Origin of the sequence: Streptococcus australis (assembly GCF_019930045.1) — a bacterium.
In the GTDB taxonomy this organism is placed as follows: domain Bacteria; phylum Bacillota; class Bacilli; order Lactobacillales; family Streptococcaceae; genus Streptococcus; species Streptococcus australis_D.
In genome coordinates this window covers 1-7,050 of sequence record NZ_JAHZQQ010000070.1, presented here as the reverse complement: position 1 = coordinate 7,050, position 7,050 = coordinate 1, and the positions used below count along the sequence as shown (strand labels likewise).

Below are 7,050 nucleotides of genomic sequence, written 5' to 3'. Positions count from 1 at the left end.
TAGCTTACAGAACTGCTTGTGAAGCTCTAGAGGATGAGTTCAAGTAAATGTTGCACTTATTCTTGCAATTTATCAGTAACTTTTATCAGGAAGAAAAAGAGGAAATCCTGGATAGCATTGCAAGTCAAAATCTCAAAGAAGGGAAAAAAGACTTTGCCGGCTACTATCAAATTCCTTTTCAAACCTTGATCGATCAAGAGTTAATCCGTATGACCATTTATGTAGATGATGCCGTGTCCGTTAAGGAGCAAGACCTAAAAGCGGCAGCTAAAAAGCTAGATGCAAGCAAATTACCAGATGGTGCCTATAGTTTCTACTATTCCAATCATAAAGATGATTCGGAAGACACGCTCAGTTACTCCTTCAAAGTGAAAGATGGGAAAGTTGTTATTTATGAAGATCAACAGGACGAACTAGAGAATCAAGAATAAGGAAGATGAAAAAGGGACTATCTAATAGACCGCAAGTCAAATAGCAAGGCTGGGAGTTGATTCCCAGTCTTTTCTTTCGTCTAGAAAAGTAAGTCTTGATGGTAAAGGTACCGTGAGTTTAATCGCCATCCGTTTTTTTCTATTCTCTCTTTAGGAAGCATAGGCTTTTATCCCCTCTGATAAATTCATTCATGTTATAATAAGTAGACTAGATAACAGGGAGAAAAGATAAACAGATGATCACGTCAAAATATGAATGGCAGTTTGCTGCGCCCTTTTCAGATGATACTTTTTTGGCGCAAGCAAAGAAGAGAGGATTAGAAGCATCTGCAGCCAAGTTACTGGGAGAACGAGGGATCCAGACGGAAGAGGCGCTGGATCGTTTTCTTGAACCGCGACTAGAAGATCTGCATAATCCCTACCTGCTTCACGATATGGACAAGGCAGTGGATCGCATTCGCCAAGCCATTGAAGATTATGAACAAATCCTAGTTTATGGGGACTATGATGCGGACGGGATGACGGCCGCTTCTATTATGAAGGAAACCCTGGAGCAGATGGGGGCGGAAGTAACCGTCTATCTACCTAACCGCTTTACGGATGGCTACGGTCCCAATGCCAGTGTCTACAAGTATTTTATTGAACAGCAGGGAATATCCCTCATTATTACAGTGGATAATGGGGTAGCTGGTCATGAAGCCATTGAATTGGCCCAAAGCATGGGAGTAGATGTTATCGTGACCGACCACCATGCCATGCCAGAAGTCTTGCCCGATGCCTATGCCATCATTCACCCCGAGCATCCAAATGCCGATTATCCTTTTAAGCACCTAGCAGGCTGTGGGGTTGCCTTTAAGTTGGCTTGTGCCCTCCTAGAAGAGGTGCCCCTAGATTTCCTTGATTTGGTGGCCATTGGGACCATTGCGGATATGGTCAGTCTGACAGATGAAAACCGCATTCTAGTCAAGTATGGCCTAGGTGTCCTTCGTCAAACCCAACGGATTGGCCTCCAGGAAATGCTCAAGCTGGCCTCCATCGCCCCTCAAGATGTAAATGAAGAAACAGTTGGTTTTCAGATTGCCCCTCGTCTCAATGCGCTGGGCCGCTTGGATGACCCAAATCCAGCGGTCGAACTCTTGACTGGTTTTGATGACGAAGAAGCGCTGGAAATTGCGCTGATGATTCAAGCCAAGAATGAAGAGCGCAAGGAGATCGTCCAAGCCATCTACGATGAGGCCAAAGCCATGGTTGACCCAAGCCTTCCTGTCCAAATCTTGGCAAAAGAAGGCTGGAATCCTGGTGTCCTAGGGATTGTGGCCGGTCGACTACTTGAAGAGCTCCATCAGCCTATCATCGTCCTCACCATAGACCAAGGCAAGGCCAAGGGAAGTGCACGAAGTCCCGAAAGTGTCCATATTTTTGAAGCCCTAGATCCGCATCGTGATCTCTTTATCGCCTTTGGAGGCCATGCGGGTGCAGCTGGTATGACTTTGGAAGTGGACAAGATCCCTCGTCTGACCGAGATTTTTTCTGACTATATTGTAGAAAAAGGGATTGACCTGACGGCCAAATCCACACTCTTTGTGGATGAGGAGTTGGACCTAGAAGAGCTGACTTTGGATACCTTGAAGAGTTTTGACCGTCTCGCTCCTTTTGGGATGGACCATAAGAAGCCAGTCTTTTACATTCGTGATTTTCAAGTGGAGTCTAGCCGGACTATGGGGGCCGGCAATAGCCATCTGAAGTTGAAGATTCAAAAAGGGGATGCCCGCTTTGATGTGGTGGCTTTTGGCCAGGGCCATTTGGAATTGGAGTACTCCCAAGCGAAAAACTTGGAGTTGGTGGTATCCTTGTCCGTCAATCAGTGGAATGGACAGACTACCCTGCAACTGATGGTGGTGGATGCCCGTGTAGAAGGAGTACAGCTCTATAATATCCGAGGGAAAAATGCTCCTCTCCCACAAGCTATTCCCCTCTTTAGTCAATTGGAAGAAGGGGAAGATTCCCCTGCCATTGTCATCGATCGCATACCCGATGACCTGGCTGACTTGAAAGCCCTCTTCCAAGAACAGAACTTCCAAGCGGTTTATTTTAAAAATCACCTAGACAAGGCCTATTACCTGACAGGCTACGGGAGTCGCGATCAGTATGCCAAACTCTACAAAACGCTGTATCAGTTCCCTGAGTTTGATATTCGCCATAAGCTCAGCCAACTATCTGACTACCTCAAGATTCCACAAGTTTTGTTGATTAAGATGATCCAAATCTTCCAAGAGTTAGGCTTTGTCCAGATTGAAAATGGCATCATGACGGTCAACAAGGACGCGGAGAAGAAGGAGATTGCCTCTAGTTCCATTTATCAGGATTTGGTGCAGACGGTCAAAGACCAGGAACTCATGGCTTTAGGATCTGTGCAAGAAATTTATGACTATTTAACGGAATCGATTTAATGAACAAAAAGAAAATATTTCTCTGGCTCAGCCCTTTCCTCCTTTTTGCCCTCTATTGGCTGGGGATCTACTGGAGTTTGAGAAATCCCATGGAAGAAATCAACTACGCTGAAAATGGCAGCTGGATGCGCTATGTGATGTTTAGGCCCTTTACAGAAACGATCGGGAGTGATCGCATCTGGAAGGAGGATGAAGGATTTCAAATGTACCCCTATTCAGATAAAATCGTTGGTGGTCAAGAAGAGCTATCCGTCATGATGTTTCGAGATAGTTCTGAATGGGTTTACTGGTATGAATACCATCTAAACGAAAATGCATACGTTTGGATGACCTTCAAATACAATTCTAAAAAAAGAGCATTGATTCAAGAAAAAGTGTATCTTTACGAGGATAATCAAACAGTTGAAGGAAGTGATTTTTTACAGAAACTTGCTACCTACGGCAAAGACCTCACTTGGCTTCAAAACCAAAGCAAGAAGGTCGCCGAACAATACATCCTTGGTACCTGGTTCAAGAATGGTAGCTCGCGCTATTCTTTGAAAAATCTGGGCGATATGACAATCGAGTACAATAAATTGATAGAAGAATAGTAAGTTTTTTTCGGATCTAATCCCGCATCTTTTTCAGATGTGGGATTTTTGTTTTCGTTGCAAGAGGCTGGGAAAATGATTTAGTAAAAAATGATGCACGTTAGTAGAATTCATGGTATAATGGAATGTAAAAATTTTTTTATGAAAGAAAGTTAACCATGAATTTAAAAGATTACATTGCAAGCATTGAAAACTATCCACAAGAAGGGATTACCTTCCGTGATATCAGCCCTTTGATGGCAGATGGCAATGCTTATAGTTATGCGATTCGTGAAATCGTTCAATACGCAACCGATAAGAAAATCGACATGATCGTCGGACCTGAAGCGCGTGGTTTCATTGTTGGATGTCCGGTCGCTTTCGAGCTCGGTATTGGTTTTGCGCCTGTTCGTAAACCTGGCAAATTGCCACGTAAAGTCATCTCAGCGGACTACGAAAAAGAATATGGTGTGGATACCTTGACCATGCATGCTGATGCTATCAAACCAGGCCAACGCGTCCTCATCGTCGATGACCTCTTGGCAACAGGTGGTACCGTTAAAGCAACCATCGAAATGATTGAAAAACTCGGTGGAGTGGTTGCAGGTTGTGCCTTCTTGATCGAACTCGATGATCTCAAAGGTCGCGAAGCTATCGGAGATTACGACTACAAAGTCTTGATGCATTACTAATATAGTTTAGAGCTATATCTAGATAGAGAAAAACCATAATTGAAAACTATATGCTCCTGTCTTATAATAAGAGGTAACAACTTGTAAGATGGGAGCTTTTTATGCCAATTACCTTAGATAAGAAATTACCAGCAGTTGATATTCTCCGCTCAGAAAATATTTTTGTCATGGATGATATTCGGGCAACTCACCAAGATATTCGTCCGATGAATGTTCTGATTTTGAATCTCATGCCGACTAAGGTAGCCACTGAGACTCAACTCTTACGCCTCTTGGCCAATACTCCCTTGCAGATCAATGTGGATTTCCTCTATATGACCAGCCATGAGTCTAAGACGACAGCGGCAGAACATATGGAAGTCTTCTACAAATCCTTCGATGATATTAAAGAGAACTATTATGACGGCTTGATCATTACGGGAGCTCCCGTAGAGAAATTAGCCTTTGAGGAAGTGGATTACTGGGAGGAGTTAACAAAGGTTTTTGCTTGGTCAAAACGCCATGTCTTTTCTACCTTGCATCTTTGTTGGGGTGCCCAAGCAGGTCTCTATTACCGCTATGGGATTGAAAAAGTAGCCCTCTGCGACAAGATATCTGGGATCTATGAGCAAACAGTTATGAATCCTCAGAATCGCTTGATGCGTGGCTTTGACGATGCTTTTTTGGCCCCTCACTCACGTTATACAGATGTCCCCCTCAAGGAAGTGCTAGAGAAGAGTAACTTGCAAGTCCTGGCTCAGGGGGGGGAAGTAGGACTATCCATCCTGGCCAGTCCAGACCTTCGAGAGGTCTATAGTTTTGGCCATTTGGAGTATGACCGTGATACCTTGGCCAAGGAATACCAGCGGGATGTCAAAGCAGGCTTGAATCCAGATCTTCCGAAGAATTATTACGATCAGGATGACAGTAGTCGGGACCCACGGATGCGGTGGAACTTAGCGGCAGCCAACTTCTTTAGTAATTGGATCAATTATGCAGTTTATCAAGAGACTCCTTATCGTTTGGAGGAGTTAGAAAAAGATATTTCATTTTATGGTTACCTATAAAGGGGTAGTATGACATATTCACAAGCATTTAAGTCGGGCAATTTGGTTTTACCAAGTGCCTTACTTTTCCATTATCAACACTTATTTAAAGACGCAGAGGATTTTCTTGTTTGGCAGTTCTTTTATTTGCAGAATACGACCAACCAATCCAGTCTCACGCCGAATCAAATTGCAGATGCGATTGGCAAGTCGGTCACAGAAGTCAACCAGTCCATGTCTCGCCTAACCAATCAAGGGTTGCTCCAATACCGGACTATTGAGTTAGATGGCGAGATTGAAGTTCTTTTTGATGCGACCATTGCCCTCGAACGCCTGGATGACTTGCTTCAAAGCAAGATGGAAGTAGCACAGCATGGGCAAGACAAGCAAGCAGAAAATGAACTGGCTGGTTTGGTCAAAACCTTTGAGCAGGAGTTAGGTCGTTTATTGACGCCATTTGAAATCGAAGATTTGACGCAGACTGTCAAACAGGACCAAACAGACCCTGATATTGTGAAGGCTGCCTTGAGAGAAGCAGTCTTTAACGGCAAGCCTCACTGGAAATACATTCAGGCCATCCTGCGCAATTGGCGACGGGAGGGAATTACCAGTTTGACACAATTAAAAATCAAACAACAAGAACGGGAAGCCCTTCAGCCTGAAAATGTCACAGTTTCAGATGATTTCTTACAGGCGATGGATTTGTGGAAAGATTAAAAAACTAGCACTTATTTGAGTGCTAGTTTTTTTCGTTTATAAATAGTCCGCGTAAGCTTTTTCAAGTTTGGTCAGGAGTTCTTGCTTTTCCTCATCACTAGCAAAGGAAGCTTGGATGGCATCGACATTGTGCTGGTAAAAGTCAGCTGGCGTCGTTTGGAAGTGGTAATGGTAGAGTTCGTATTCCTTGGTCAAATCCGTGTCAGAGACGGTCCGGTTATCGGTGTTGATACTGATATGAGCTTGAGCTTCCTTCATCTTAAGGTAAGGGAAGTCCGCCACAGTGGCAGCAGCCTTGGTTTGAAGGTTACTAGTCAAACAGAGCTCACCCGTAACCCCATTTTTCACAAACTCTTTTAGAAGTTCTGGTTCATCCTCTAGCAAGGTCACGTGGCCATTTCGTTTGATGCCATAGGCCATGGATTGAACGACGTTGGCTGGACAGTGGCACTCGCCAGCATGCAGGGTCATGGGCCTGTTGTAACTTTTGACCTGTTGGATGAGGGCAACAATGGCTTGTGGTGGATAGTGGTGCTCATCCCCAGCAAAGTCAAAGCCGACAAAATCTTGATCCCTAACTTGGTTAGCTTCTGCCAGGATACGAGAAGTGAGTTCTTGATCCGACTGGCGCATACCACAAACGAGGACTTTCGCGACAATGCCAAATTCATCCTGGGCTTGGCGCAGTCCTTCACAGACAGCATCGATAGTTTCTGGGACAGTGAGCCCTTGGTCCATGGACAATTCTGGGGCAAAACGAACCTCAATGTAGACGACATTTTCCAAAGCAGCTTGCTTGGCCACATCATAAGCAGCAAGGGTCAAGGCTTCCTTGGTCTGAAGAAGAGGGCGAATGTAGTCAAAGGCCTCTAAATAGTCCAAAAGATTCTCACAGTGGGCAGGTGCAGTAACATGGTGCTTGAGCTCCTCATCGCTAGCAGGTAGGTCAATATTAGCCATGGCTGCCAATTGGCGAATGGTCGGAAGAGACAAGGAACCGTCTAAGTGGCAGTGTAGTTCTGTCTTTGCCAAACTATGAAAGTCGATCGTGGACATGTTTTTTCTCCTTCAAAATGTATTTTTTCTATACGCCCTGTTGTAAAATGAAGTGCAACACAAAAGACACGTTCATCTGATATACTAGAATTGCGAAAAACAGCATAAAG

7 protein-coding genes are annotated in these 7,050 nt (G+C 44.3%); 6 read left to right on the top strand and 1 reads right to left on the bottom strand.

All coding sequences use genetic code 11. From position 1 onward, the window contains the following. The first annotated feature begins 47 nt into the window (after positions 1 to 47). The 6 genes from K1J10_RS09735 (at position 48) to K1J10_RS09710 (ending at position 5,884) form a co-directional block, all read left to right on the top strand. On the top strand, positions 48 to 431 hold the full coding sequence (locus K1J10_RS09735; protein ID WP_223357149.1) for a hypothetical protein: 384 nt from the start codon (positions 48 to 50) through the stop codon (positions 429 to 431). A 236-nt stretch (positions 432 to 667) separates the two neighbouring features. Beyond that, positions 668 to 2,881, top strand: coding sequence for a single-stranded-DNA-specific exonuclease RecJ (gene recJ, locus K1J10_RS09730; protein ID WP_223357148.1), 2,214 nt, complete (start codon positions 668 to 670; stop codon positions 2,879 to 2,881). Continuing rightward, positions 2,881 to 3,471: a TipC family immunity protein gene (locus tag K1J10_RS09725; protein ID WP_223357146.1), complete on the top strand. Its 591-nt coding sequence runs from the start codon at positions 2,881 to 2,883 to the stop codon at positions 3,469 to 3,471. Before recJ ends, K1J10_RS09725 begins: the two co-directional genes overlap by 1 nt. 158 nt (positions 3,472 to 3,629) lie before the next feature. Continuing rightward, entirely contained in the window at positions 3,630 to 4,142 is a 513-nt protein-coding gene (locus tag K1J10_RS09720) for an adenine phosphoribosyltransferase (RefSeq protein ID WP_223357144.1), read from the top strand. Between the two features lie 101 nt (positions 4,143 to 4,243). Further along, positions 4,244 to 5,188: a homoserine O-acetyltransferase MetA gene (gene metA / locus K1J10_RS09715; protein ID WP_223357142.1), complete on the top strand. Its 945-nt coding sequence runs from the start codon at positions 4,244 to 4,246 to the stop codon at positions 5,186 to 5,188. Between the two features lie 9 nt (positions 5,189 to 5,197). Beyond that, on the top strand, positions 5,198 to 5,884 hold the full coding sequence (locus K1J10_RS09710; RefSeq protein WP_223357140.1) for a DnaD domain-containing protein: 687 nt from the start codon (positions 5,198 to 5,200) through the stop codon (positions 5,882 to 5,884). 36 nt (positions 5,885 to 5,920) lie between these two features. Here K1J10_RS09710 and add read toward each other — a convergent pair whose 3' ends face one another. Further along, on the bottom strand, positions 5,921 to 6,940 hold the full coding sequence (gene add, locus K1J10_RS09705; RefSeq protein ID WP_223357138.1) for an adenosine deaminase: 1,020 nt from the start codon (positions 6,938 to 6,940) through the stop codon (positions 5,921 to 5,923). Positions 6,941 to 7,050 lie beyond the last annotated feature (110 nt).